We start from the raw sequence: 23,568 nt of genomic DNA on the forward strand, positions 1-23,568 counted from the left end.
GCACATGCGCGCGCCGATTAACCCAATGCGCCTAACCCGTATTCGGCGCATTCGGCGCATGCGCCCGGATCGCGTACCGCCGCCGCACCTTTCGCTGCGGGGTCAGGTACTCCTCGCGCACGAGCTCGCCGGAATCCTCGAGGCGCGCCAGGGCGGCCCAGAAACGCGGCTTGGCCCGCAGCGCCGAAGGGAAGCCGGGGAGGTCTACGGCGGTCGTGTACGTCGTGGCGCAGCCGGTGCGGTGGCAGCCGATGACGTCGCCGCGCACGATGGCTGCGCGCAGGCAGTGCAGCAGCAACAAGTCGTCGCCGCCGGTGGCGTCCCCGGCAGCCGCCGGCAGCGGGACGCCTGCCGCGTTGACGCGAAGCGGGATCGAGTCAACGCGGCGGCACAGGTTCGCCTTCTCGTGCCGCAGCTCGAGCGCGCCGTCGCTGTCGACGAGCGCGAGGCGCGAGCGCGCGCTGTTGTGCCACGCGGTGCTTCCGCTGAACGTGTTTCCGCTCGCCCCGTGCCGCGCAGCGTGCTTGTCGACGTGCACGAGCAACAACACCGCGGCGCCGGCGTCGCGCCCGATCTTGGCGAGCGCGCGGACGAACGTGCGGACCTGCCGGCGATCGTTCTCGTTCGCGTCGTACGCGTCGGATGCATTGTCGATCACGACGAGCGCCGCATCGGCGGCCGCATCGCGAACCTGGTGCATCGTCGAGGTCGGCTCGAGCACGGCACGCCCGGCGATGACGAGTTCGTACGCGAGCGCGGTTGCATCGGCCTCGGTTCCGTCGAGGATGATGAGACTGCGCGCGACGGCGAACGCGTCGAGCTGGTAGGCGTCGCAGATCGCGCGCAGGCGCCAGCGGACAAGCTCGCCGGGATCTTCCAGCGAGACGAACACCGCGCGCCCCTGCGCGCACGCGAGTGAGGCCCACGGCACGCCGGCGGCAACATGGGCAGCGATCGCGAGCGCGAGCGTGCTCTTGCCCGTGCCGCCGTGCCCGCCGAGCAGCGTGACGTGTCCGCGCGGAACGATGCGGTCGACGACGAACTCGGGCGCCTGCAGGGTCGCGGCGGCGAGATCGCCCACCTCGACGACGCGCAGCGATGCCTCGACGGTCATCGCCGGCGCCGGGCGCAACCATCGGCGCGCATTGTCGAGCCGAGCGAGGTCGCGTTCAGACAGTTCGTCGATGTCGCGCAGGCGTCGCGGCAACAACTCGGGAGCGGCGCTCATGCGGTCAGTACCTCGCGCGCGCATTGGATGCGGTCGATCGCCTCGCGCAGCCGCGCGATGTCGTCGGCGTCGAACAAGGCACCATCTTCGATGGCCTTGGCAGCCGCGAGCGCGACGGCGCTCTCGCGTGCGAGCACGCGCACCGCCGCGGACCAATCCGCATCGCGCGCAGCGCGGCGGCGCTCCTCTCGCGCCATTGGCGAGTGATCGCCCAGGCGGGCAGCGAAGAGGTCCGCGACGCTGAGCCCGACAGCGCCCACGACGTCGGCGACCGGGCATCCACTGAAACAGTGGGCCAACACGCGTCCGTCATCACCGACGGCGATCGACAGCGAGGCGGTGCGATCGTCATGCGCCGGGCAACGCGCTGTCCAGCCGTTACCGCTGCGGCGGACGCCGATCAAGCGCGACAGCAGTGCGTCGACGCTCAAGCGAAGTGCCTGCGGCTCTCGCGGCGATCCGCGACGCGCCGATGGTCAGCGAGGGCGCGCAGCAGCCCGTCAGCCGCGGCCTTCCACTCGGGGATGCGCGCGAGGCCACGGTCCGACCCCAGCCGGCGCACGGCAACGCGAAGCTGCGTCAGGCGGCGCGACGACGCCGGATAGCGCAGCGCGCTGAGCGCGTCGCATATGGTGCGCATGCTCTCGACATCGGCGGCGATGACCGCGGCGCGCAATGCGTCGCGCACGTCGGAGAGCAGGGCGGCAACGGCGCGATCGGTCTTGCCGTTCGGGAGACGGACATGCGCAGCCAGGGCGACAGAGGCGCGGCCGAGCTCTTGCGACGCGCGGTGATGCGCGAACAGCGCGCGAAACGCGGCCTCGAGCGCTGCCGCGCGATCTGCGGAGCGAAGCGGCGCGCTCATGCGGCCGCCTTGCGTGCACGCGACGCCGCAACGCGGTCGGCGATCCATGCACACACTTCCGCTTCACGCCAAGCGGCGCACCGCTCCGAAATCTTGATCGGTGCCGGAAACTTGCGCTGCGCGACGAGCGCGTAGGTCTGTGACCGGCCCAAGCCGGTGAGGTGCATGACCTCGCGCAGCCGAATGAGGCGCTGGGTGGCAAGCTCTTGCATGGGGCGCACCTTGTTGGGATCAGGTGCGTCCAGAATCGTCCGGCGCGCGTTGACACTCCATCGCGCCGAATCAGCGGCCTTGCAGCTATCGGATCAACGACTTGCGCTGTAGCTCGGCACGCGCGATCTGCGCAAGGCCTTGATTTTCCGTGTTGACAGTCCTCAACGATCCGTCAACGCGCTGCGCGCATGGGCACGACGTTCGAACCCGAGCGCAGCGCATCGAGGTAGTCGGCCCACGCCTGCATCATCCTGATGCGCTCCTTGAGATACATCGCGCGGTTGTAGACGGCGCGCACCTTGTTTCGCTCGGCGTGCGCGAGCTGGCGCTCGATCACGTCAGGCGACCACCCCATTTCGTTCAAACGCGTCGAGGCCATCGCGCGGAACCCGTGCGCCGTCATCGTGTCGCCGTCGTAGCCGAGCCGGCGCAGAGCAGCCGTGATGGTGTTCTCGCTCATGGGCCGGTCAGGCGTCCGCAAGCTCGGGAACACGTAGCGGCGCGATCCCGTGAGCGGTTGAATCGCACGCAGAATCGCGACCGCCTGCGTAGCGAGCGGCACCACGTGCCCCTCGCGCATCTTCATCCGGCTGGCCGGGATGCGCCATTCGTGCGCGTCGAGGTCGACCTCCGCCCACTCCATCGCTCGCAGCTCGCCGGGACGCACGAACAGCAGCGCCGAAAGCTTGAGCGCAGCGGCCGTCGTCGGCTGTCCGATGTAGCCGTCGAGCGCGCGGAGCAGCTCGGCGACCTTCGAGGGATCCGTTATCGCAGCATGCGATGTCGCGACGACGGGCGCGAGCGCGCCGCGTAGGTCGGCAGTCGGGTCGCGCATCGCGCGTCCGGTCGCGACCGCGTAGCGGAATACCTGGCTCGCCTTCTGGCGCGCGCGATGCGCGGTCTCGATCGTCCCAGCGGACTCGATGCGCCGGAGTGCGGCCAGCACATCCGGCGCGGCGATCGCCGCAATGGGCATCGCGTGAATCGGCGCGAGCAACCCGAGCAGCCATTGCGCCTTCGCGCGCGTGACCGGCGCGAGCGCGTCCTTCTGCCGCGCGAGCCACTCGTCGGCGATCGCCCGAAAGCTTTCCGCTGCCCCGACTCGAGCGGCGACCTTGCGAGCGCGCCGCGCCTGCGATGGGTCGACACCCTCGCGCAACAATGCGCGCGCCTCGTCGCGACGCTGGCGCGCTTCGGCGAGCGAGACCTCGGGGTATGCGCCGAACGAGAGCAGCAGCTCCTTTCCGGCGAAACGGTACTTCATGCGCCACAGACGCGAGCCGCTCTGCCTCACGAGCAGAAACAGGCCGCCACCGTCGAACAGCTTCCCAGGTGCCGCGCTCTTGATCGCGAGCGCCGTCAGCTTTCCCATGCGCGCCGTCACGTGCGTACCCCCGCAGACAGGGCCAACGCAGGCCCGATACCCCGGACGATACCCCCAAGGCTCGCCGGATTCAACCGAACGCTCGCGGACCCTACTGGACGAAATACCGCTCGATTTATGGCCTTTTCACGCAGACGCCGGACGTTGGCGGACCGTTGTGGAGGCTGCTTTGGTGCCCGGACCCGGACTCGAACCGGGATGACCTTGCGGTCGAGGGATTTTAAGTCCCTTGCGGCTACCGATTTCGCCATCCGGGCAGCGCACGAGGCGATGGTAGCGTCTGCGCGCCTGGATCGCGCGCGCCGGGATGCCGCGCCTCGGGACATGGCGCCGGCCCGTGCGCGGGCTGGCGGATCGCGGGCACAAAAAAACCCGCATCGCTGCGGGTCCTTTTGGCCACCGGCATCGCGGGTGCGCGGCGCGGATGGAGGCTTGGGTCGGAATCGAACCGGCGTACGCGGATTTGCAGTCCGCTGCATGACCACTCTGCCACCAAGCCGTGGCTGTCGCGTGCCGTGCATCTTGCGACGTCCGGCAGAAAAACGAAACCCCGGCGTGCCGGGGTTTCATCGAAACTGGAGCGGGAAACGAGACTCGAACTCGCGACCCCGACCTTGGCAAGGTCGTGCTCTACCAACTGAGCTATTCCCGCGTGGGACGCGCATAATACGGTTTGGCGCGCAGGTGTCAAGCGTGGATTTGCGATCATCGATCGTCGCACGTGCAAAAGAGCGGTCGTCCCGGTCGCGCGCTTCATGTACGGCCCCGCGCGTCAGCGCTGCTGGCGCAGGATCGGCCACGCCGCGCGCACGTACAGCATCCCCGACCAGATCGTGAGTCCCGCCGCGATCACCAGCAGCCCCTCGCCGACGTGGAACAGGCGCAGGCCTTCGAGGTCGTGCTGGTAGAGCAGCACGACGATCGCGACGATCTGCATCGCGGTCTTGATCTTGCCGATCGCCGCCACGCGTACGGTCGCGCGCTCGCCGATCTCCGCCATCCATTCGCGCAGTGCCGAGATGCTGATCTCGCGCCCGACGATGACCGCGCTGGTGACCGCCATCAGCGGCGTCGGGTTTTCCTGCACGAGCAGGAACAGCGTGATCGCGACCATGAGCTTGTCGGCGACCGGGTCGAGGAACGCGCCGAACGCCGAACCCATGTTCCAGCGCCGGGCGACCCAGCCGTCGAGCCAGTCGGTGATCGCGGCCGCGATGAAGATGAGCGCGGCGGCGACGTTGGCGCCGTGGAACGGCGCGTAGAACGCGATCACCATCACCGGCAGGAGCAGGATGCGGAACAGGGTAAGCGCGGTCGGGATCGTGATATGCATCGGTCGGTCGGGTGGTGTCATCCGTGGAAGGTCGCATAAATGCGTTCGGCCAGCTGTCTACTGATCCCGCTGACCTGCATGAGTTCCTCGACGCCGGCCTTCGACAGGCCGCCGAGCCCGCCGAAGTGCTTGAGCAGCGCCGCGCGCCGGCGCGCGCCGACGCCGGCGATTTCCTCCAGCGTACTCGCTTCGCGTGCCTTCTCGCGACGCCCGCGATGGCCGGTGATGGCGAACCGGTGCGCCTCGTCGCGCACCGCCTGCACGAGGTGCGAGGCGGGCGACTCCGGACCGGGGAACAGGGTGCGGCCGGACCGGCCGACGATCAGGGTTTCGTCGCCGGCGCGGCGCGCCTCGCCCTTGGCGACGCCGACCACGGGCACGCCCTCGAGGCCGAGTTCGTTGAGGACGTCGATCGCCTGCTGCAGCTGGCCCTTGCCGCCGTCGATGAGCAGCAGGTCCGGCAGGCGCGCCATCAGCGGTGGTTTGGCCGGCGCGGTCGACGGCGGCGCTTCGGGCGGGCCCTGCCCGGCATCGCCTGACGGTTCCTGCGCGAGCGCGGCCGACGCTGCCGCCGATTCGCGCCGGAAGCGCCGCTGCAGCGCCTGGCGCATCGCCGCGTAGTCGTCGCCGGGCGTGATGCCAGTGATGTTGAAGCGGCGATACTGCGACTTCTCCGGCCCTTCGGGACCGAACACGACGCACGAGGCGACCGTCGCCTCGCCCATCGTGTGGCTGATGTCGAAGCACTCGATGCGTTGCGGCGTCTCGTCCAGCTCGAGCAGGTCACGCAGCGCCTCGAAGCGGTTCAGCAGGGTCTGCCGGCTCGCCAGGCGCGAGGCGAGCGCCGCGTCCGCGTTGCGCCGCGCGAGGTCGAGGAAGCGCGCGCGATCGCTGCGCACGCTCGCCTTGATCTCGACCGCGTGGCCGGCGTGGCCGGCGAGCGCTTCGGCGAGCGGCGCAGCGTCGTCGGGCGCATGGCTCACGATCAGTTCGGCGGGCACCGGCCGTTCGAGGTAGTACTGCGCGATGAACGAACCGAGGATCGCCGCTTCGTCGGTGGCGCCGGCGAGGCGCGGGAAGAAGTCACGCGAGCCGAGGCTGACGCCGTTGCGGAAGAACAGCACGCTGACGCAGGCGATGCCGCCGCGGATCGCGCAGGCGATCACGTCCATGTCCGCGCTGGCGCCCTGCACGTAGTGGCGCGCCTGCACGCGCTTGACCGCGGCGATCTGGTCGCGCACGACCGCGGCGCGCTCGAACGCGAGGTCGGCGCTGAGTCGTTCCATCGTCGCGACCAGCTCGTCCATGACCGCGCCGGCGCGGCCGTCGAGGAACATCTCGGCGTGGCGCACGTCGGCGGCGTAGTCTTCCGGCGCGACGAGGCCGACGCACGGCGCCGTGCAGCGACCGATCTGGTGCTGCAGGCAGGGCCGCGAGCGGTTGCGGAAATAGCTGTCCTCGCAGTTGCGGATGCGGAACAGCTTCTGGATGAGGTCCAGGCTCTCGCGCACCGCGCCCGCGCTCGGGAACGGCCCGAAATAGCGCCCCTTGCCGCTGCGCGCGCCGCGATGGAACGCGAGCCGCGGGAAGCGCTCGGACGGCGGCGCCCCGGGGTCGAGCGCCGCGCGCGTGGGATCGGCGGTGAGATGGATGTACGGATAGCTCTTGTCGTCGCGCAGCACGATGTTGTAGCGCGGCTTCAGGCTCTTGATCAGCTGCGCCTCGAGCAGCAGGGCCTCGGCTTCGGTGCGCGTGACCGTGGTCTCCATGCGCGCGATCTGGCCGACCATCGCGGCGATGCGCGGGTCCAACTTCGGCTTGAGGAAATAGCTGCCGACGCGCTTCTTCAGGTTGCCGGCCTTGCCGACGTAGAGCAGCTCGTCGTCGGCGTCGAACATGCGGTAGACGCCGGGCGCGCCGGTCAGGGTACGAACGAAGGTCTTGCCGTCGAACGGTGGTGCGGAAACGGATGACATCCGTGCAGTGTATTGCGCCCGCGCGTGAATGTCGGCCTCGCGACGGCGAGCATCGCGGCTGAAGCCGCTCCCGCGGAGCGGTGCGTGCGGTACCTGTGCGCGGCCGTCACGCCCCGGTGCGCCGCGACGCTGCGGATGCGCGCCGCGGTCGTGTGGGCGGCGGAAGCCGCCATGCCCTTGAACGCCGAGACGAAGCGCGAGCGCGCCGCCGGAGTCTTGCGTCGTTCAGGTTTCGCCGACCGGCACGCGCCGCAGCGCGCCGTGGGCAAGGTCGATCGCGATGATCTCGTGCTGGTTCGTATTGGCGATCCACAGCATGTTGCGCGCGACCGCGAGCGCCTGCGGCTCGCGCAACGGATGCGCCATGCGCAGCGGGCGCGTTTCGCCGCTGCGCCGGCTGACGAGCTTGATCGCGTCGTTGTAGCTGTCGGCGACGTAGAGCAATCCGCGCGGGTCGGCGGCGAGCGCGAGCGGGTTCTGCAGGCGTGCCTCGACGCGCGCACCGGTCGCGTCGCCGAACACGTACAGGCCACGGCCGAGCACGGTGTCGACGCGGCCACTGTCGACGTCGATCGCACGGATCGCCGACGACGCCGCATCGGCGACGAGCAGTTCACGACCGATCGCGGCGAGTGCGGTCGGCTGCGCGAACGCGGCTTCGCTGCCATGGCCGTCGGCGAGCCCGAGGTCGCCGGTGCCGGCGAGCACCGAGACGAGCCCGGTGGCCGGCTCGAAACGCCAGACCTGGTGCTGCCCGGCGACGGCGACGAACAGGTCGTCGCCGACCGCGGCCAGGCCGAGCGGCGTGTTCAGCGCCGTTGCCGTCGCTTCCGCGGCGACCGGCCGCGAGCGTCCAGCGCGCGCGGTGCCGAGCACGGTGTCGACTTCGCCGCTGACGAGGTCGACACGGCGCACGCAATGATTGCCGGTATCGGCGACATACAGCGCGTTGCCGCGTCGCGCGAGCCCGTGCGGCTGGCGGAAGCACGCGAGCGCGGCGACGCCGTCGGCATGGCCCGCATTGCCGCTGCCGAACACGCGCACGACGCGGCCGTCGTGACTGCACTCGACCACGCGATCGTGGCCGGTGTCGGCGACGAACAGGCGCTGTTCGTCGACGAGCAGGCCGGCCGGGAACGCGAGCACGCCGCGCGGCTCCGGACGCGCGACCGCCTCGGTCGGCTCGTACACGCGCTGGTCGTGTGCGGCGGCTTCGTCGAGCAGCGCGCCGACGTGCGCCTCGATCTCCGCGCCGCGTCCCTCGCCCGCGTAGATCGCGGCGAATCGCCCGGTCGCATCGACGAGTGCGACGCTCGGCCACGCAGCGATGCCGTAGTCCTGCCAGGCGCGGAAGTCGCGGTCGTTCGCGACCGGGTGGCGCAGGCGATGGCGGTTGACGGCGCGCAGCAATGCCTCGCCGTCACGCTGGTGCGGATATTTCGGGCAATGCACGCCGATCACTGCGAGACCGTCGTGATGCTGTTCCTCGAGCCGGCGCAGCTGCGGCATGAGGTTCCAGCTGTTGACGTTGTCGTAGCTCCAGAACCAGAGCAGCACGACGCGCCCACGCAGCGTTTCCAGGCGCGGCGGCACGTCGGTGTTGACCCACTCGAGGTCCGCCGGCAGCGGCGGCGCGGGTCCGCGTTCGCTCATGTCAGGCGCGCCGCGCCTTGGGCGGACGCAGGCGGCGGATCAGCACGTCGACGCCCTTGCGCGACAGCTCGACGACGCGATCGAAGTCGCGCGCGGTTCCGTAGTACGGATCGGGCAGCTCGGTGTCGCCGAGGAACAGCGCCGGCTCGACGCCGAGACCGCGATGGAAGCGCTGCAGCGCGAGCAGGTTCATGCGATCCATCGCGAATACGAGGTCGAAGCGCTCGAAGTCCGCGCTGGTGACCTGGCGCGCGCGCAGGCCGGCGATGTCATAGCCGTGCGCGGCCGCGGCGCGGATCGCGCGCTCGTCCGGCGGTTCGCCGACGTGGTAGTCCTCGGTACCGGCGGAATCGACTTCGATGTCGAGCCCGGCGCGCGCGAATTCGGCGCGCGCGATACCCTCGACCGTCGGCGAACGGCAGATGTTCCCCATGCAGATGAAGAGGATCCGCTGTTTCTCTTGGTTGTCCATCGACTTGCGCCAGGAATCCGTCTGCTGCGCGAAGCGTCCGGAACCATGCCACTACGCGAAGCGGGAATCAATCGCTCGCGCGCCTCACCCGCCCGCGAGCAGGCGTTCGACGCGCGCGAGGTCATCGGGGGTGTCGACGCCGGCCGGGAACGGCTCCGGCGCGATGCGCACGGCGATCGCATGGCCGTGTTCGAGCGCGCGCAACTGCTCCAGCGATTCGCAGCGCTCGAGCGGCGTCGGCGCGAGCGTGGCGAAACGGCGCAGGAAACCCGCGCGATAGGCATAGATGCCGATGTGGCGAAGGAACGGCATGCCACCCGGCAGGGACCCGCGATCGCGCGCGAACGCGTCACGCGGCCACGGCAGCGGTGCGCGGCTGAAATACAGCGCGCGCCCGTCGCTGCGACGCACGAGCTTGACGCAATTGGGGTCGAACAGTTCCTCCGCGCTCGCGAGTGGCGTCGCCAGTGTCGCCATCGGCGCCTCGTCCTCGACGAGCGCCTGCGCGACCGCGCGGATGCCGCTCGCGGGCGCGAGCGGTTCGTCGCCCTGCAGGTTCACGACGATCGCGTCGTCGGGCCAGCCGAGCGTCGTGGCGACTTCGGCAAGGCGGTCGCTGCCGGACGCATGATCGGCGTGCGTCATCACCACGCGCACGCCACTGCCCGCGAGCGCGGCTCCGATGCGCGTGTCGTCGGTCGCGACGACGACATCGGCCGCGCCCGCCGCACGCGCGCGACGCGCGACGTGCACGATCATGGGTTCGCCGGCGATCGGCAGCAGTGGCTTGCCCGGCAGTCGCGTCGAGCCGTGGCGCGCGGGGATCGCGACGATGAAGCGAACGTCGGTGGGCATCTGCGGCCGTGTCATCGAAGTTGGACGCAGCCTAGCGGAGCGCGGAGCGCGTCGACAACCCTGCCGCGGGTGATGCTCACCACCCGCATGCCGTCGCAGCACGGGAAACGCCGGGCCGCGGCTTTCGCCGGGACGACGGGCATTCTTCCATCTGCCCCGACTCGTTGCTGAAACCGTCAGCAGCCCTCGCCCGCCTTCGCCTCGCGCGTCACCTCGAGCACGAGGTCGCCGGTCGCCGCGAACGGCAGCTTGGTCTTGACCGCATCGGTCGTGTAGTAGAACCCGCCCTGCGTCGGCGCCTTCACCGCGTCGCGCACTTCCGACTCGTACGACTTGCCGAGCGCGTTCGGCGTGGTCGCGACGGCGATGCGTCGCACCTTGTCGAGCGTGACGCAGCCGAGCAGGCGCGACTTGCGGAACGGCCGGATGTCCAGATGCAGGGGCTTCACCTCGACCGGCGCGCGGAAGTCGTCGCCTTCGATGACGTACAGCAATGGCTTGAACACGACGTTGCCGTGCCCGGCCGGGTTCTTGCGCGCGATCACCTGCACGCGCACGGCCGCGTGCTCGAGTTCCTCGGGCAGCTCGATCACGCGGTAGCGGCTCCGGCCCTTGCTGAAGTCGTTCTGCGGCGCGTCGTCGTCGATGCCGAAGCGCACGCGCGTGCCGGGTGGCAACGCGATCGGACCGCTCGGCGGCGCCTTCATCTCCGGCACCGGCCGCGCCGGCCTGCCGAACAGGCGGTCCTTCCAGTGGCCGAAGGTTTCGGTGACGAAGCTCAGGGGGTTGGCCGCATGGGCCTGCGCGCAGGCGGCAAGTACGAGGATGGCGAGCAGCAGTCTGTAGCGGGGCATCGTTTGCGGGAGGTCGAAGGGTGACATTCGTTCGGTACTGCGGCGCGTCGCGACACACGCCTCCACCGGCCCTCGGGCCCGTGTGCCGCGACTCCGGCGCACGCCGCGGAGGCGGCGTGCGCGATGCATCGATCAGTGGCCCGCCGGCTCCTCGGCGGGCGCGGCTGCAGGCGCCTGGCCGTCGGTCGCGGGCGGGTTGTCGATCGCCGGCGCGGCGGCCGGACGCTCCGGCTGCGGGATTTCCTTGAGGTCACCGCCAGCCTGCTCGAACGACTTCAGGCCGAGCGTCTTGGCGATCGAGCCGATGACGCGGCGCTGCTCGTCGCTGCCGCCGCGCTTGAGCACGATGCCGGTGATGTGGTCGTCGTCGCGCAAGCCGCCGATGTAACCGTACAACTCGGCCTTGCCCATGATCGCGCCGTCGATCGAGTACTTGTCACCCTTGACCGGCTGCACCATCGCGTTGCCGTCACGGATGTCCGAGCGCGCGAATGCGGCGCCCGCGGCGAGGAGGGAAAGGGCGAGCGCGAGCGCGCGCAGGATCTTGGTCTTCACGTGATTGTCTCCGTCGGATTCGGTGCGGGCTCCATGCGGAACGTCGGTCGGCATGGCGCGGGGTTGTGGTCGGGCCTGCACATGGGTTCGTGTCCACCGCATGCGGCTGCATTCCGCACGCCGCGACGCGACCGGCAAGGCATGCCCTGCCTCATTGCTTGTCGGCTTCTTCCCTCGTCTGCGCGCGCAGTTCGGAGATCGAGCCGTCCTTTTCCTGCAGGAACGCGCTGAACTTCATCTCGTAGGCGATGCGCGCGAGCGCGACGATGTGCTCGTTCTTCACCTTCTCCTTCTCGCCGCGCTTGAGCAGCACGGTGCTCATCGGCAGCTTCTCTTCCTGGCGGTAGCGGAACGCGCTCTTGAGGTCTTCCGAATTGAGCGGCGCGCCGTCGAAATCGAACTGGTTGTCCTTGTCCGCGAGGATCGTCACGTCGAAGCTCGACGGCACGTTCGGCGCGGGCACGGAATCGGGACGCGCGCGACCGCCGCCGCAGGCGACGAGCAGGCCGGCCAGCAACGCGAGCGCGCTGCCGCGCAGGATCGATCCGATCGGGAAACTCCGCATGGCTCCTGGGACTCCGTGTGTAGTCGAGGTCGTCAAGCCTATCACCACCGCCGCGTGGGCGGCAGGGCGGCGTTGGCGGTGGTTCACCTGCCCACGCTTGCGAACCGGTAGGGCGGTACGCGCGCGCGCCCGCCATGGCGCTGCGGCGGGGGACTCGCGCGGCGCGCTCGACCCGCCCTGCCCCGCGATGCGCGCGTCAGGCGGTCGGCAGGGTGACGCCGGTCTGACCCATGTACTTGCCGCCGCGGTCCTTGTAGCTCGTCTCGCACTCCTCGTCGGATTCGAGGAACAGCATCTGCGCGACGCCCTCATTGGCGTAGATGCGTGCCGGCAGCGGTGTGGTGTTGGAGAACTCGAGCGTGACGTGGCCCTCCCATTCGGGCTCCAGCGGCGTCACGTTGACGATGATGCCGCAACGCGCGTACGTGCTCTTGCCCAGGCAGATCGTCAGCACCTTGCGCGGGATGCGGAAGTACTCGACCGTGCGCGCGAGCGCGAACGAGTTCGGCGGGATGATGCAGACGTCGGACTTGACGTCGACGAAGCTGCGTTCGTCGAAGTGCTTGGGATCGACGATCGTCGAGTTGATGTTGGTGAACACCTTGAACTCGTCCGCGCAGCGCACGTCGTAGCCGTAGCTCGACGTGCCATACGAGACCAGCCGCTTGCCTTCGTGCTGCTTCACCTGCTGCGGCGCGAACGGCTCGATCATGCCGTGCTGCTCGGCCATGCGGCGGATCCAACGGTCGGATTTGATGGACATTGGGAGTGGGAATGGGAATGGGAATGGGGATGGGGAATGGGGGATGGGGAATGGGGAATGGGGAATGGGGAATGGGGAATGGGGAATGGACTGGGGACGAGAGGGATTGGGAACGGCAGCGCTGAAAAACCATTCCCTATTCCCTATTCCCCATTCCCCGCCTCCTACGTGTCCTGCACCACGATCTTCGGAAACGCGATCGCCTTGTTGCGAGCGCGCAGCGACAGGCGGCCGGCGGCGTTGCGCGCGATCTCGCGGTAACGCGCGGCGAGGTCGGAGTCGGGCATCGCGGCGACCGTCGGCGTGCCACCGTCGGCCTGCTCGCGGATGCGGATGTCGAGCGGCAGGCTGCCGAGCATCGGCACGCCGTACTGCGCGGCCATGCGCGCGCCGCCGCCTTCGCCGAACACGTGTTCCTCGTGGCCGCAGTTCGTGCAGACGTGCGTCGCCATGTTCTCGACGATGCCGAGCACGGGCACGTTGACCTTCTCGAACATCTTGAGCGCCTTCCTTGCGTCCAGCAGCGCGATGTCCTGCGGTGTCGTCACGATGATCGCGCCGGACACCGGGATGCGCTGGCACAGGGTCAGCTGGATGTCGCCCGTGCCTGGCGGCAGGTCGATGACGAGGTAGTCGAGGTCGGACCAGTTCGTCTCGCCGAGCATCTGCTGCAGCGCCTGCGTCGCCATCGGCCCGCGCCAGATCATCGCGGTGTCTTCCTCGATCATGAGGCCGATCGACATCGCCTGCACGCCATGGCTCAGCTTCGGCTCGATGCGCTTGCCGTCCTTCGTGTCCGGCTTGCCTTCGAGGCCGAGCATGCGCACCTGGCTCGGGCCGTAGATGTCCGCGTCGAGCACGCCGACGCTCGCGCCTTCGGCCTTCAGCGCGAGCGCGAGGTTGGCGGCGACGGTCGACTTGCCGACGCCGCCCTTGCCCGACGCCACTGCGATCACGTTCTTCACGCCGGGGAGCGGCGTCAGCCCCTGCTGTACCTCGTGCGCGACGACGCGGCAGGCGACGCCGACCGCCGCATGCGCGATCGCAGGATCCGACTCGAGCGCACGCTTCACCTCGTCGGCGAGCGCGGCCTGCGCCGACAGTGCGGGATAGCCGAGCACGATGTCGACCGACACGTCGCTGCCGGACACGCCGACGCCGCGCACGGCGCCACTCGCGGCGAGGTCCTTGCCGGTGTGCGGATCGACGATGCCGGCGAGGATCTGCCGGGCGCGGGCTTCGAGGGAGTCGGTCATTGCTGGAAAGGGCGGGAGGAGAAACGCCCATTATGCCAGCGATGGCGCCGGCCACCCGCGCGTCCCGCTGCGCCGCGCCTTGACGACCCCGCGACCACACGGCACCGTGCGGAGGACACGCCCACGCCCGGAGACCGCGCCATGTCGTACCGCACGCCTGCCCTGCTCGCCCTCGCCCTGCTCGCCGGCGCGCCGGCCTTCGCCGCGGAAAACACGCCGGTCGGCACCTGGACCACGATCGACGACGCCACCGGCAAGCCCAAGTCGATCGTGCAGATCACCGAAACCGACGGCAAGCTCGAAGGCAAGGTGCTCGAAGTGCTGCAGTCCGAGCAGGGCCCGCACCCGGTCTGCAAGGCCTGCGACGGCGAACGCAAGGACAAGCCGGTCGAGGGCATGGTCATCCTGTGGGATGTGGTGAAGGACGGCGACGTCTGGGACGGCGGCCGCATCCTCGATCCGAAGAACGGCAAGACCTACAAGGTCAAGCTCACCATGCTCGATGGCGGGCAGAAGCTCGACGTGCACGGCTACATCGGCTTCGCCCTGCTCGGCCGCTCGCAGGTGTGGGAACGCAAGTCGCCGTAAGTCGGCGCGCCACGCCTTCGGCCTGAGGCCATGCCGGCCGAGGGCCACGCGCGACCCGCCGTGGTCGCGTGCGGAGCGGGCGCGCTGCGATAATCGGTCATCGATCAGGCGAGGAACAAGGCTCGATGACCCCGGAATGGGACGGACTGCTGCTCGACGCGCGGCTCGCGACGATGCAGGCGAACGGCACGCCGTACGGCCTCGTCGAGCACGGTGCGATCGGCTGGAAGGACGGCACGATCGTGTTCGCCGGCGCGCAGTCGGCCCTGCCCGGCGATCCGTCCGGGCTCGCCGCACGGGTCGAGTCGGCACAGGGCGCGCTCGTCACGCCCGGCCTCGTCGACTGCCACACCCATCTCGTGTTCGGTGGCGACCGCGCGCATGAATTCGAGCAGCGCCTCGAAGGCACGAGCTACGAGGAGATCGCGCGCAGCGGCGGCGGCATCGCCTCGAGCGTGCGCGCGACGCGCGCGGCCGACGACGATGCGCTCTTCGCGCAATCGTTGCCACGCGCGAAGGCGCTGCTCGCCGACGGCGTGACGACGATCGAGATCAAGTCCGGCTACGGCCTCGATGTCGACAGCGAGCTGCGCATGCTGCGCGTCGCGCGCCGCCTCGGCGAAACGCTCGGCGTCGGCGTGCGCACGACCCTGCTGTCGGCGCACGCACTGCCGCCGGAGTACGCGGGGCGACCGGACGACTACATCACGCTCGTCTGCGAGGCGATCCTGCCCGCGGCCGCGCGCGAAGGCCTCGCCGACGCGGTCGATGCATTCTGCGAGAAGATCGCGTTCACGCCCGCGCAGACGCGACGCGTGTTCGAGGTCGCGCGTGCGCACGGCCTGCGCGTGAAACTGCACGCGGACCAGTTGTCCGACCTCGGCGGCGCCGCGCTCGCGGCGGAGTTCGACGCGCTGTCGGCCGACCATCTGGAATGGACCGGCGACGACGGCGTGCGCGCGCTGGCCGCGGCCGGCAGCGTCGCGGTGCTGCTGCCGGGCGCGTACTACGCGCTGCGCGAGACGAAGCTGCCACCGATCGACGCGTTCCGCGCCGCCGGCGTGCCGATCGCGATCGCCACCGACCTCAATCCGGGCACGTCGCCGCTGCTGTCGCTGCGCCTCGCGATGGGCATGGCCTGCACCCTGTTCCGCCTCACGCCCGAGGAAGCGCTGCGCGGCGCGACCGTCAACGCGGCTCGCGCGCTCGGCCTCGCCGACCGCGGCATGCTCGCGCGCGGCCTGCGTGCGGACTTCGTCGTCTGGGCCGCCGCGCGTCCGGCGGATCTGTGCTACTGGATCGGCGGCTCGCTCGCGCGCGCAGTCCATGTTGGCGGACGTCCGATCGCGCGATGAGCGCCACCGCGGAGAACCCGTTCGACGCGATCGTCATCGGCGGCGGCGCGGCCGGCCTCATGTGTGCGCTCACCGCAGGCCAACGCGGCAAGCGCGTGCTGGTGATCGAGCATGCCAACCGCGTCGGCAAGAAGATCCTCATGTCGGGCGGCGGCCGCTGCAACTTCACCAACACCGGCGCGACCGCGGCGAACTACCTCTCGTCGAATCCGCACTACTGCAAGTCCGCGCTCGCGCGCTACACGCCGGCCGACTTCATCGCGCTGGTCGAGCGCCACCGCATCGCGTACCACGAGAAGGAGCTCGGCCAGCTGTTCTGCGACGACTCGTCCAAGCAAATCGTCCGCCTGCTGCTCGACGAATGCGCCGACGGCGGCGTGCGCATCGAGACCTCGTGCACGATCGAGCACGTGCGCCACGGCGACGGCGGCTTTCACGTCGACACCGCGCGCGGCGTGTTCAGTGCGCCCGCCCTCGTCGTCGCCAGCGGCGGCCTGTCGATACCGAGCATGGGCGCGAGCGGCTTCGGCTACGAGCTCGCGCGCCGCTTCGGCCACACCGTATTGCCGACGCGCGCCGGGCTCGTGCCGCTGACGCTCTCCGGCAAGCACCAGCAGCACCTCGCCGACCTCGCCGGCGTCGCCGTGCCGGTCGAGGCGCGCTGCGGCCGCGCGCGTTTCCGCAACTTCATGCTCTTCACCCACCGCGGCGTGAGCGGTCCGGCGATCCTGCAGATCTCCTCGTACTGGAACCCCGGCGACGACCTGCGGCTGGACCTGCTGCCCGGCGAGGACGCACAGGCCTGGCTGCGCACGCAACGTACCGAACGCGGCGCGAGCGAACTGCGCACCGTGCTCGCCGAGCGCCTGCCGAAGCGTTTCGCGCAGCGCCTGTGCGAACACTGGCTGCCGGACCGGCCGATGCGCCAGCTCGGCGACGCACAGCTGCGCGACATCGCCGCCGTGCTCGGCGCCTGGCCGCTCGTCGCGAGCGGCACCGAAGGCTACCGCACCGCCGAGGTCACGCTCGGCGGCGTCGACACCGACGAGCTGTCCTCGTCGACGATGATGTCCAGGCGCGTCCCCGGCCTCTACTTCATCGGCGAAGTCGTCGACGTCACCGGCTGGCTCGGCGGCTACAACTTCCAGTGGGCCTGGGCGTCGGGACACGCGTGCGGCATGGCGTTGTGAGTGCGCGCTCGTTCGGGCCGGAAGCGAAGCAAGCGCCAAAGGTCGAACACGAAGCACACGGGGCACACGGACGAAAAGCTCCCAGGAAAAAAGTTCTTTCGTCCGCGGCATTCTTCGTGTGCCCTGCGTCCTTCATGTTTCGGGCTTGCTCCATTCTCCCGCCAGCATCCCCGAAAGCCTTGCGTCCTTGTCCTGCCACAGCGCGTTCATCCAGGCCTGGAAGCGTTCGCGGAACACGGCATCGTTCTGGTAGTCACCGCCGACGAACTCGCGCGGGATCGGCCGCTCGCGTACGTCGATGCGCACCTCGCGGATGCGCCCGCCGAACAGATCCAGCATCGTCGGCTTGCCGTCCGGGTAGGCGACCGTCACGTCGAGGATCGCCTGCAGGCCGTCGCCCATCGCATCGATCACGAACGCGACGCCGCCCGACTTCGGCTTGAGCAGGTGCGCATACGGCGACCCCTGCGCCGCGTGCTTCGCCGCGGTGAAGCGCGTGCCTTCGACGAAGTTCATGACCGACACGGGAATCGAGCGGAACTTCGCGCAGGCGCGCCGCGTCGCCTCGATGTCGCGCCCGGCGAGTTCGGGCCGGCGCGCGATCTGCTCGCGCGTGTAGCGCTTCATGAACGGGAAATCGAGCGCCCACCATGCAATCCCCATCAAGGGCACCCAGAACAGCTGGCTCTTGAGGAAGAAGCGCAGCAGCGGGATGCGCCGGTTGAAGATCTTCTGCAGCACCGGTATGTCGACCCAGCTCTGGTGGTTCGCCAGCACGAGGTAGTGGCCGTCGCGGTGCAGGTCGGCCCGCCCGGTCACGACGAAGCGCGTGTGCGTGCAGAGGTCGATCATGCGGCTGTTGAACGCGATCCAGCTTTCGGCGATGCCGGTCAGCAGCGGATTGCAGGCACGGCGCACGGCCGCGAACGGCAGCAGCGCCTTGAACAATGTCACCGCGAAGAGCGGGATCACGTGCACGACGGTGCTGAGGACGATCGGCGCGAACGCGACGGCGGCGCGAAACCAGGTCGGCATGGCATTCCGGGCGGAAAGGCGAGTCGCAGCCTAACCGGGATCGGCCGCCGAGGCGACCGCGACCATGGTGGCGGATCGTCGCGCCGCAGGCGCACCCGTGCGCGACCGGGGCGCGGCCACGCCCGGCATTGACGCGAGCCATGCGCATGTCGATTCCGTCCTTCCCCGTTCGTCGTCCTGACGAAGCCGGCGAATGACCCGGCGTCATGCCCTTTCACGAACCCGAGGAACTCCCCCTATGCGTTTCCTGTCGATGATCCGGATCAACGAAAACACCGGCCTCGTGCCGAGCGAGCAGCTCATGGCCGACATGGGCGAGCTCATGGCGGAGATGACGCGCGAAGGCACGCTCGTCGACACCGCCGGCCTGCGCCCGACCTCCGAAGGCAAGCGCATCCGTTACGCCCACGGCAAGATTTCGACGACCGACGGCCCGTTCACCGAGTCGAAGGAAGTCATCGGCGGCTACGCCGTGCTCGAAGCCACCTCGATGGACCATGCGGTCGAGCTGACCCGGCGCTTCCTCGCAGTACACGGCGACGAGTGGAACATCGAATGCGAGATCCGCCAGATGGAATGCGGCCGCCCGGATTCGATCGAGAATCCGCAGTAGGAGGGACCAGGCCGCGCAGCGCGGATCCGGCGCTTCGTGCCTTGATCCGCCCTGCAGGCTGCGCGGACACCGTGGAGAGACCCATGTCGGCCGTCAAGGAGCCGGCCGACCGGCCGTCAGCCGCGATGCCCTTCGCTACGAGCGAGCCATCGACGCCCTGCTGGCTTGCGAGCGTGCGCGCGGCGGCGAGGCTCTGCACGTTGAGGCCAAGGTTGGACGCGACGGCGACGAGTTGGCCGCCGATGAAGAACGTCGCCGCGACACCGCCGATCGCGGCGCCCGCGGCGAACACGAAGGCCGCGACCACGACCTGCAGCAGCACGAACATCGGTTGCGAACCGCGCCGCAGCGATGCGCTCCCCTGCAACGCAATCATCGATTGCGTGTCGTTCGTCGCGCGTGCGCGGGCGACGACGAGGTGATTCGCGACGAACAGCACGCCCCAGATCGATGCGGCGATGCCGACATCGAACGGCAACGCGCTCGTGGCGAGCGCCTCGAGGTAACGATCCATGGGCCCTCCCCTGCGTGCTCCGCGGCGTGGCCGGCGCGGATCGTGGCAGCAGCCATGGCGGTATGCGCATGGCACGTGCCGCCGATCCGACTGGGTCAGGCGATTCGCGCCAACTCCGCCACGCTGGCGAACTCTTCCTCCGGCCGGTGCTCGCGCAACGATTCGATCGTCGCGTAGCCCCACGCGACCGCGCCGAACGCGATGCCAGCCCTCCTCGCCGCTTGCAGGTCCACCGACTGGTCGCCGACGTAGATCGCCTCGCTCGCGTGCACGCCGGTCTTCTTCAGGACGCTGCGCAGGCTCGCGGTCTTGCCGAACATCGACATGCCGCATTCGAAGTGGCGGAACAGTCGCGTGGTCGCCGGCCCGAGCACGCGGCTCACATTGTCGTAGGCGTTGGACGAGACGACCGCGAGCGCGACGCCCGCGTCCGCGAGCCGTGCGAGGGCCGCGTCGACGCCGTCGAACGGACGGATCGCATGGATCGACTCGCCCATGCGCGCGATGAAGTCCTTCGCGACGAACGGCAGCTTCCACGCCGGTAGCCCGACGTGGCTCATCATCTGCCGCGGGCTGTGGCCACGCAGCGCCGCCGCGGTCGCGGGATCGATGCGCGCGAAGCCATGCTTGTCGGCGAGTTCGTTGAACGTCGCGGTGAAGAACGGAAACGAATCCGCGAGCGTTCCGTCGAAATCGAAGATGGCGAGCCGGTACTTCATGCGAACGATTCCTGCTGCGGCGTTCGCGTCGCCATCGGCCGACCGGCCCTCGCGTGCGAAACGGGTCGCGCATGCTACGCAGCGATCGTCGCGACCGCCAGCCGTGCCGTCGATGCGGGCGACCGGCGGCGCAGGCGCGCAACCGGTCGTTCCGCGGCCCGGTGCAGTCGCCGGTCACCGCGGCATCGAACGCACGGCGATCGGTGCCGCGGCGACGCACGCGCACGCGCGATCACCCGCGCACGCCGAACAGCGCCGGCGCCGACGCGACCGGGTAGCACTCGAGCCCGCGCCGGCGCACGTGCGCACGCAACGCGTGCTCGGCCGCGCGCGCCGCGAGCCACTCCTCGCGACCGAACATGAGCCGGTGCGCGGGGACGCCACGCAACTGCGCCTCCTCCGCGCGCAGGCGGCGGAAGTCGAGGTAGTCGTCGAGTTCGAAGCGCAGCGCCGGCCAGGCGAGGTCGACCAGCACGGCGTCGTCGAGGCCGCCGACCACCGGGATCTCGTCCGGCACGAGCCGCTCGGGGCAGCGTGCGTAGTCGGCGATCGTGGCGATGCGCTCGCGTGCGGCGCCGGCGAGCGACCAGGCCGGCTCGACCGCCATGGCCTGCATCGCGGCGAGGCAGCGCAGGCGCAGGCGGATGCACGGCGCGCGCCGGGTGCCGACGAACTCGCGCTCGAGCCGGCGCGCGGCGCAGGCCAGCGCGTCGCCCCACGGCGGCGGCGGCGCGGCGCCGAGCGCGGCGGCGGCGCGTTCGAAGCGGCGCAACGCGCGCCCGCCGAGGACGCGGTGGCCGATGTGGTGGCGGCGGTGCGGGCCGGCGTCGGATACGGCCAGCGTGGGCAACGGGAGGTGGGCGAGATCGAGTTTCATGGCTGACTCCTCAGGATCGGCGCGGCGATTCCGCGCCAGGCCAGCGTCCGCCGAAGCGGCCTGCGAAGCTCGATGGAACCCGGTCGGAAGCGTGTCGAAACCGTGTGGAGATCCGGTTTCCGATGATTTTTTCGTCCAAACGGGTATATCTTTGCCGCGTCGCCCGCGGGGAGGCATCCGACGGTGGCCATGGAGGCGTGGATCTACCGTTTCGGTGACGTCGAAGTGGAACCGACGGCGCATCGGCTCGCGCGCCGCGGCAGCGACGTCGCCATAGAACCGAAGGCATACGCCGTGCTCGTCGCGCTGCTCGACCAGCCGGGCAAGGCGTTCGAGCGCGACGAACTGCTCGACCGGGTCTGGGGCCACCGCCACGTCACGCCTGGCGTGCTCAATCGCGTCGTCGCGCAGCTGCGCAAGGCACTCGGCGACGACGCCGAACATCCGCGCTACATCCAGACCCTGCACAGCCTCGGCTACCGCTTCATCGCCGAGGTGCAGCGCGTGCCGGCCGGCGCACCGGCGCCGGCGCCGATCGCAACCACCCCGGCGGAGCCCGTCCATCCGCTGCCGCCGTCACGCCCCGCACGCGACGCGCGCCGGCGCCGCGTCGGCTATGCGCTCGTCGCCGCGCTGTTCGCCACGGCGGTGATCGGCGTCGCCTGGTGGCAACGCCCGGTCGACCGGCCCGCGCCGTCGGTCGCGGTGCTGCCGTTCACGAGCCTCAGCGACGACGCGAAAGACGCCTACTTCGCCGAAGGCCTCGCCGAGGAAATGCGCAGCGCGCTCGCCGGCGTGTACGGACTCAAGGTCGCCGCCTCGGTCGCCGCCACCGTGCGCGACGGCGCGAGCGACGCGCGCGCGCTCGGTCGCAAGCTCGGCGTCGCCTCCATCCTCGAAGGCAGCGTGCGCCGCCAGGGCACGCGCTTGCGCATCAGCGCGCGCCTGTCCGACACGTCGAACGGATTCACGTTGTGGAGCCGCACCTACGACCGCGAACTCGCCGACGTGTTCGAGACGCAGAGCCGCATCGCCGACGACGTCGTGCAGTCGCTGCTCGGCGTGATACCCGGCGAACGCGAGGCGCTCGCCAAGCGCCTCACGCCGACGCGCAACGTCGCCGCGTTCGACGACTACCTGCAGGGCCTGCACGTCCTGCGCGAGGCGAACGCGAGCGGCGTCGCCGACCGCGCGATCGGCCTGTTCGACGCGGCACTGCAGAAGGACAGCGGCTTCGCGCGCGCGCAGGCGGGCATCTGCCAGGCGCAGATCCGCACGTTCGAGAACGCGCACAGCGTCGATGCCTACGACAACGCACGCATCGCCTGCCAGCGCGCGCTGACGATGGACGCGTCGCTGTCGGAAGTCGCGCTCGCGCTCGGCGACCTCTACCGCGTGCAGGGCGAAGCGGACAAGGCGCTCGCGACCTACCGCAGCGTCGCCTCGCCCGCCCTGCGCGCGCAGGCCGAAGTCGGCCAGGCCAAGGTATACGCGAGCCGGCACGAGCGCGACCTCGCCGCAGAACACTTCCGCGCCGCCGTCGCGGCGAGCCCCCACGATGCGTTCGTGCGTTCGGAGATCGGCTACCAGCACTATCTCGACGGCGAGGTCGCCGCCGCGATCGCCTCGTTCCGCGAAGCGGTCGCGCTGAAGCCCGACGACGCGGGCCTGTGGGGCACGCTCGGTGCCCTGTGCATGGAAGCGGGCGACAACGTCGAAGCGGCGCGTGCCTTGCAGCGGTCGGTCGACCTGGAACCCACCTACGAATCCTTGAGCAATCTCGGCCTGATCAAATACCAGTCGGGCGAGTACGCCGCTGCCGCGGCACTGCATCGGAAAGCCGCCGGGATCAACCCGCTCGACTACATGGTCTGGGCCAACCTCGGCATGGCGCTGCGCGCCGATCCCGCGGCCACGGCATCCGCGGACGCGGCCTATCGCGAGGCGGCCGTACGCGCCGAGCGCTATCTGGAAGCCAAGCCCGACGACCTGCGCGCCGTGGCGTCCCTGGCTCTGTACAAGGCGGAGCTCGGGGACGCGTCGAAGGCGCGCGAGCTGGTCGCGCGCGCGGAGTCGAAAGGCCCGGTTTCGGGTGAGATCGCGTTGCTGGATGCGAAGACGTTCGCCGCCCTCGGCGACGCGGACGAGGCGCGCCGGCGACTGGGAATCGCGCGCGAAAAAGGCATCCCCGAATCACTCATATCGAGCGACCTGCGCTTCCGCCGCTTGGGCCTGCTCGCGACGAATTGAACGAATGCGTGACAACCCGCCCATCGAGGGCATTCCGCATCAACGGGAGGACGACATGGCAACCAAGGGCAAAGAGCGCGTGTCCACCACGGCCCGGAAGACGGCACAGCGCAAGACGCCGGGGCGCATACGGACCGTCACGTTCGATATCGATCAGGTCAAGGCGATCAGGATCATCCTCGGCGGCGAAGGCGTCATCATCAACAACCCGCCGCGACCGAAGATCGAGATCGACGTCGTCCCGCGGAGGTGACGGTGCGAATGCGCGGCATCGGGTGGTGAGCGCCGATGCTGCACCACCGCTCCGCCGAAGACGTCGTCATTTCCGCGAAAGCGGGAATCCATTTGCTTCTGCTCTAAGGAAGGTCTGAATAAGCCCTCGCCGCCCCATGCCAGAAGCACGATTTGCAGAACCGGCATCGAAACCTGGCGCAAAGTTGCCAAAATCTCGCCGC

General features: G+C 69.8%; 25 protein-coding genes and 3 tRNA genes. 7 read left to right on the plus strand and 21 right to left on the minus strand.

Going from position 1 to position 23,568, the window contains the following annotated elements; genetic code table 11:
- Positions 1-31: 31 nt before the first annotated feature.
- From EV148_RS11250 to apbC, 18 genes are all read right to left on the minus strand, one after another.
- A complete protein-coding gene (locus EV148_RS11250; RefSeq protein WP_158287437.1) occupies positions 32-1,228 on the minus strand; it encodes an AAA family ATPase in 1,197 nt (398 codons plus the stop codon).
- Entirely contained in the window at positions 1,225-1,659 is a 435-nt protein-coding gene (locus tag EV148_RS11255) for a DNA primase (RefSeq protein ID WP_131998112.1), read from the minus strand. Before EV148_RS11255 ends, EV148_RS11250 begins: the two co-directional genes overlap by 4 nt.
- Positions 1,656-2,093 (minus strand): hypothetical protein, encoded by a 438-nt coding sequence (locus EV148_RS11260; RefSeq protein ID WP_131998115.1) that lies wholly within the window; start codon positions 2,091-2,093, stop codon positions 1,656-1,658. Before EV148_RS11260 ends, EV148_RS11255 begins: the two co-directional genes overlap by 4 nt.
- Positions 2,090-2,305 carry a helix-turn-helix transcriptional regulator gene (locus EV148_RS11265; RefSeq protein WP_131998118.1) on the minus strand — a complete coding sequence of 72 codons (216 nt, stop codon included), beginning with the start codon at positions 2,303-2,305 and terminating at the stop codon, positions 2,090-2,092. The genes EV148_RS11260 and EV148_RS11265 overlap by 4 nt, the downstream gene beginning before the upstream one ends.
- A 173-nt stretch (positions 2,306-2,478) precedes the next feature.
- Complete coding sequence (locus EV148_RS11270; RefSeq protein ID WP_131998121.1) at positions 2,479-3,678, minus strand: tyrosine-type recombinase/integrase; 1,200 nt, start codon at positions 3,676-3,678, stop codon at positions 2,479-2,481.
- Positions 3,679-3,860: 182 nt separating this feature from the next.
- Positions 3,861-3,947, minus strand: a tRNA-Leu gene (locus EV148_RS11275).
- A gap of 168 nt (positions 3,948-4,115) precedes the next feature.
- Positions 4,116-4,189: transfer RNA gene (locus tag EV148_RS11280), tRNA-Cys, on the minus strand.
- Positions 4,190-4,266: 77 nt separating this feature from the next.
- A tRNA-Gly gene (locus tag EV148_RS11285) sits at positions 4,267-4,342 on the minus strand.
- Positions 4,343-4,462: 120 nt separating this feature from the next.
- Positions 4,463-5,023, minus strand: a complete 561-nt coding sequence (gene pgsA, locus EV148_RS11290) for a CDP-diacylglycerol--glycerol-3-phosphate 3-phosphatidyltransferase (RefSeq protein ID WP_131998124.1) — start codon at positions 5,021-5,023, stop codon at positions 4,463-4,465.
- A 17-nt stretch (positions 5,024-5,040) separates the two neighbouring features.
- A complete protein-coding gene (uvrC, locus tag EV148_RS11295) occupies positions 5,041-6,999 on the minus strand; it encodes an excinuclease ABC subunit UvrC (protein ID WP_131998127.1) in 1,959 nt (652 codons plus the stop codon).
- Between the two features lie 225 nt (positions 7,000-7,224).
- The gene (locus EV148_RS11300; protein WP_131998130.1) at positions 7,225-8,652 is read right to left on the minus strand and encodes a thioredoxin-like domain-containing protein; all 1,428 of its coding nucleotides are present in this window, start codon (positions 8,650-8,652) and stop codon (positions 7,225-7,227) included.
- A 1-nt stretch (position 8,653) separates the two neighbouring features.
- Complete coding sequence (locus tag EV148_RS11305) at positions 8,654-9,124, minus strand: low molecular weight protein-tyrosine-phosphatase (RefSeq protein WP_131998133.1); 471 nt, start codon at positions 9,122-9,124, stop codon at positions 8,654-8,656.
- An 84-nt stretch (positions 9,125-9,208) separates the two neighbouring features.
- Positions 9,209-9,979: a 3-deoxy-manno-octulosonate cytidylyltransferase gene (gene kdsB / locus EV148_RS11310; RefSeq protein WP_131998136.1), complete on the minus strand. Its 771-nt coding sequence runs from the start codon at positions 9,977-9,979 to the stop codon at positions 9,209-9,211.
- Between the two features lie 176 nt (positions 9,980-10,155).
- Entirely contained in the window at positions 10,156-10,833 is a 678-nt protein-coding gene (locus EV148_RS11315; protein ID WP_131998139.1) for a hypothetical protein, read from the minus strand.
- A gap of 132 nt (positions 10,834-10,965) precedes the next feature.
- Complete coding sequence (locus tag EV148_RS11320) at positions 10,966-11,388, minus strand: hypothetical protein (RefSeq protein ID WP_131998142.1); 423 nt, start codon at positions 11,386-11,388, stop codon at positions 10,966-10,968.
- 151 nt (positions 11,389-11,539) lie between these two features.
- Complete coding sequence (locus EV148_RS11325) at positions 11,540-11,953, minus strand: hypothetical protein (protein WP_131998145.1); 414 nt, start codon at positions 11,951-11,953, stop codon at positions 11,540-11,542.
- A 196-nt stretch (positions 11,954-12,149) separates the two neighbouring features.
- Entirely contained in the window at positions 12,150-12,716 is a 567-nt protein-coding gene (gene dcd / locus EV148_RS11330; protein WP_131998148.1) for a dCTP deaminase, read from the minus strand.
- Between the two features lie 164 nt (positions 12,717-12,880).
- Positions 12,881-13,972, minus strand: a complete 1,092-nt coding sequence (gene apbC / locus EV148_RS11335) for an iron-sulfur cluster carrier protein ApbC (RefSeq protein ID WP_131998150.1) — start codon at positions 13,970-13,972, stop codon at positions 12,881-12,883.
- Positions 13,973-14,113: 141 nt separating this feature from the next.
- Between apbC and EV148_RS11340 the strand changes: the two genes are divergently transcribed.
- From EV148_RS11340 to EV148_RS11350, 3 genes are all read left to right on the plus strand, one after another.
- Complete coding sequence (locus EV148_RS11340; RefSeq protein ID WP_131998153.1) at positions 14,114-14,560, plus strand: DUF2147 domain-containing protein; 447 nt, start codon at positions 14,114-14,116, stop codon at positions 14,558-14,560.
- A 125-nt stretch (positions 14,561-14,685) separates the two neighbouring features.
- The gene (gene hutI, locus EV148_RS11345) at positions 14,686-15,915 is read left to right on the plus strand and encodes an imidazolonepropionase (protein ID WP_131998156.1); all 1,230 of its coding nucleotides are present in this window, start codon (positions 14,686-14,688) and stop codon (positions 15,913-15,915) included.
- Positions 15,912-17,105 (plus strand): BaiN/RdsA family NAD(P)/FAD-dependent oxidoreductase, encoded by a 1,194-nt coding sequence (locus EV148_RS11350; protein WP_131998159.1) that lies wholly within the window; start codon positions 15,912-15,914, stop codon positions 17,103-17,105. The genes hutI and EV148_RS11350 overlap by 4 nt, the downstream gene beginning before the upstream one ends.
- A gap of 132 nt (positions 17,106-17,237) precedes the next feature.
- On the opposite strand, the gene EV148_RS11355 is transcribed toward EV148_RS11350, so the two are convergent.
- Complete coding sequence (locus EV148_RS11355) at positions 17,238-18,140, minus strand: acyltransferase (RefSeq protein WP_131998162.1); 903 nt, start codon at positions 18,138-18,140, stop codon at positions 17,238-17,240.
- 238 nt (positions 18,141-18,378) lie between these two features.
- Between EV148_RS11355 and EV148_RS11360 the strand changes: the two genes are divergently transcribed.
- Positions 18,379-18,753, plus strand: coding sequence for a YciI family protein (locus tag EV148_RS11360; protein WP_131998165.1), 375 nt, complete (start codon positions 18,379-18,381; stop codon positions 18,751-18,753).
- Between the two features lie 242 nt (positions 18,754-18,995).
- Positions 18,996-19,175, plus strand: a complete 180-nt coding sequence (locus tag EV148_RS11365) for a hypothetical protein (RefSeq protein ID WP_131998168.1) — start codon at positions 18,996-18,998, stop codon at positions 19,173-19,175.
- Positions 19,176-19,362: 187 nt separating this feature from the next.
- Here EV148_RS11365 and EV148_RS11370 read toward each other — a convergent pair whose 3' ends face one another.
- Together EV148_RS11370 and EV148_RS11375 are read right to left on the minus strand one after the other, a co-directional pair.
- Positions 19,363-19,986: an HAD hydrolase-like protein gene (locus EV148_RS11370; RefSeq protein ID WP_131998171.1), complete on the minus strand. Its 624-nt coding sequence runs from the start codon at positions 19,984-19,986 to the stop codon at positions 19,363-19,365.
- A 232-nt stretch (positions 19,987-20,218) separates the two neighbouring features.
- Positions 20,219-20,863, minus strand: coding sequence for a YkvA family protein (locus EV148_RS11375; protein ID WP_131998174.1), 645 nt, complete (start codon positions 20,861-20,863; stop codon positions 20,219-20,221).
- Between the two features lie 189 nt (positions 20,864-21,052).
- On the opposite strand from EV148_RS11375, the gene EV148_RS11380 reads away from it, so the two are divergent.
- Positions 21,053-23,113, plus strand: coding sequence for a winged helix-turn-helix domain-containing protein (locus EV148_RS11380; RefSeq protein ID WP_131998177.1), 2,061 nt, complete (start codon positions 21,053-21,055; stop codon positions 23,111-23,113).
- A 4-nt stretch (positions 23,114-23,117) separates the two neighbouring features.
- A complete protein-coding gene (locus EV148_RS11385) occupies positions 23,118-23,366 on the plus strand; it encodes a hypothetical protein (protein ID WP_131998180.1) in 249 nt (82 codons plus the stop codon).
- Positions 23,367-23,568 lie beyond the last annotated feature (202 nt).

It is taken from the genome of Dokdonella fugitiva (assembly GCF_004342425.1).
Taxonomy (GTDB): Bacteria; Pseudomonadota; Gammaproteobacteria; order Xanthomonadales; family Rhodanobacteraceae; genus Dokdonella_A; species Dokdonella_A fugitiva.

Excerpts from the sequence above, each read along its gene's own strand:
- apbC (WP_131998150.1), bottom strand. The coding sequence starts at position 13,972 with ATGACCGACTCCCTCGAAGCCCGCGCCCGGCAGATCCTCGCCGGCATC.
- EV148_RS11360 (WP_131998165.1), top strand. The coding sequence starts at position 18,379 with ATGCGTTTCCTGTCGATGATCCGGATCAACGAAAACACCGGCCTCGTG.
- EV148_RS11270 (WP_131998121.1), bottom strand. The coding sequence starts at position 3,678 with ATGGGAAAGCTGACGGCGCTCGCGATCAAGAGCGCGGCACCTGGGAAG.
- EV148_RS11385 (WP_131998180.1), top strand. The coding sequence starts at position 23,118 with ATGCGTGACAACCCGCCCATCGAGGGCATTCCGCATCAACGGGAGGAC.
- EV148_RS11305 (WP_131998133.1), bottom strand. The coding sequence starts at position 9,124 with ATGGACAACCAAGAGAAACAGCGGATCCTCTTCATCTGCATGGGGAAC.
- EV148_RS11370 (WP_131998171.1), bottom strand. The coding sequence starts at position 19,986 with ATGAAGTACCGGCTCGCCATCTTCGATTTCGACGGAACGCTCGCGGAT.
- EV148_RS11315 (WP_131998139.1), bottom strand. The coding sequence starts at position 10,833 with ATGCCCCGCTACAGACTGCTGCTCGCCATCCTCGTACTTGCCGCCTGC.
- EV148_RS11340 (WP_131998153.1), top strand. The coding sequence starts at position 14,114 with ATGTCGTACCGCACGCCTGCCCTGCTCGCCCTCGCCCTGCTCGCCGGC.
- EV148_RS11380 (WP_131998177.1), top strand. The coding sequence starts at position 21,053 with ATGGAGGCGTGGATCTACCGTTTCGGTGACGTCGAAGTGGAACCGACG.
- EV148_RS11300 (WP_131998130.1), bottom strand. The coding sequence starts at position 8,652 with ATGAGCGAACGCGGACCCGCGCCGCCGCTGCCGGCGGACCTCGAGTGG.
- pgsA (WP_131998124.1), bottom strand. The coding sequence starts at position 5,023 with ATGCATATCACGATCCCGACCGCGCTTACCCTGTTCCGCATCCTGCTC.
- dcd (WP_131998148.1), bottom strand. The coding sequence starts at position 12,716 with ATGTCCATCAAATCCGACCGTTGGATCCGCCGCATGGCCGAGCAGCAC.
- EV148_RS11265 (WP_131998118.1), bottom strand. The coding sequence starts at position 2,305 with ATGCAAGAGCTTGCCACCCAGCGCCTCATTCGGCTGCGCGAGGTCATG.
- EV148_RS11350 (WP_131998159.1), top strand. The coding sequence starts at position 15,912 with ATGAGCGCCACCGCGGAGAACCCGTTCGACGCGATCGTCATCGGCGGC.
- EV148_RS11365 (WP_131998168.1), top strand. The coding sequence starts at position 18,996 with ATGAAGAACGTCGCCGCGACACCGCCGATCGCGGCGCCCGCGGCGAAC.
- EV148_RS11325 (WP_131998145.1), bottom strand. The coding sequence starts at position 11,953 with ATGCGGAGTTTCCCGATCGGATCGATCCTGCGCGGCAGCGCGCTCGCG.
- kdsB (WP_131998136.1), bottom strand. The coding sequence starts at position 9,979 with ATGCCCACCGACGTTCGCTTCATCGTCGCGATCCCCGCGCGCCACGGC.
- uvrC (WP_131998127.1), bottom strand. The coding sequence starts at position 6,999 with ATGTCATCCGTTTCCGCACCACCGTTCGACGGCAAGACCTTCGTTCGT.
- EV148_RS11260 (WP_131998115.1), bottom strand. The coding sequence starts at position 2,093 with ATGAGCGCGCCGCTTCGCTCCGCAGATCGCGCGGCAGCGCTCGAGGCC.
- hutI (WP_131998156.1), top strand. The coding sequence starts at position 14,686 with ATGACCCCGGAATGGGACGGACTGCTGCTCGACGCGCGGCTCGCGACG.
- EV148_RS11375 (WP_131998174.1), bottom strand. The coding sequence starts at position 20,863 with ATGAAACTCGATCTCGCCCACCTCCCGTTGCCCACGCTGGCCGTATCC.
- EV148_RS11250 (WP_158287437.1), bottom strand. The coding sequence starts at position 1,228 with ATGAGCGCCGCTCCCGAGTTGTTGCCGCGACGCCTGCGCGACATCGAC.
- EV148_RS11355 (WP_131998162.1), bottom strand. The coding sequence starts at position 18,140 with ATGCCGACCTGGTTTCGCGCCGCCGTCGCGTTCGCGCCGATCGTCCTC.